The sequence below is a fragment of the Pseudoalteromonas sp. genome, assembly GCF_036960685.1.
Lineage (GTDB): Bacteria > Pseudomonadota > Gammaproteobacteria > Enterobacterales > Alteromonadaceae > Pseudoalteromonas.
Genome location: NZ_JBALXK010000079.1, coordinates 1 through 544, shown reverse-complemented (window position 1 = coordinate 544; position 544 = coordinate 1). Strand labels below are relative to the sequence as shown.

Annotated in this window: 1 protein-coding gene and 1 pseudogene; both read left to right on the top strand. The window is 40.1% G+C overall.

The window, feature by feature from the left end:
* Positions 1 to 11: 11 nt before the first annotated feature.
* A complete protein-coding gene (gene rplV / locus V7783_RS21145; protein WP_335680401.1) occupies positions 12 to 344 on the top strand; it encodes a 50S ribosomal protein L22 in 333 nt (110 codons plus the stop codon).
* 12 nt (positions 345 to 356) lie between these two features.
* A pseudogene (locus V7783_RS21140) lies at positions 357 to 544 on the top strand (30S ribosomal protein S3); the annotation flags it as partial.

Here is a 544-nt window from a genome sequence, read left to right as displayed (position 1 = left end):
GGGGAAGTTAAATGCAAGCTACTGCTATACATAAATTTGCCCGTGGTTCAGCGCAAAAAGCTCGTTTAGTTGCGGATCAAATCCGTGGTGAACATGTTGAGAAAGCACTTGAAATACTAACATTCAGCAACAAGAAAGCTGCTGAATTAGTTAAAAAAGTTCTTAACTCAGCTATTGCTAATGCTGAACACAACGACGGTGCAGATATTGATGAATTATTCGTTAAAACAATTTTAATTGACGATGGTCCAACAATGAAACGTATTATGCCACGAGCGAAAGGCCGAGCCGATCGCATCATCAAGCGCACTAGTCACATCACTGTGATTGTGTCTGATTCTTAGGAGTATATTAGTATGGGTCAAAAAGTTAATCCTACCGGTATCCGCTTAGGTATCACGAAACCTTTCGCGTCTACCTGGTTTGCAAGCAGTAAAGATTTTGCTAGCAACTTAGATGGCGACCATAAGGTTCGCGAATTTTTAAAAGAAAAGCTTAAACGCGCATCACTATCTAAAGTAGTAATTGAACGTCCAGCTAAATC

Bases quoted from the DNA above. Each gene is read 5' to 3' on its own strand.
- rplV (WP_335680401.1), top strand. From the start codon at position 12: ATGCAAGCTACTGCTATACATAAATTTGCCCGTGGTTCAGCGCAAAAA.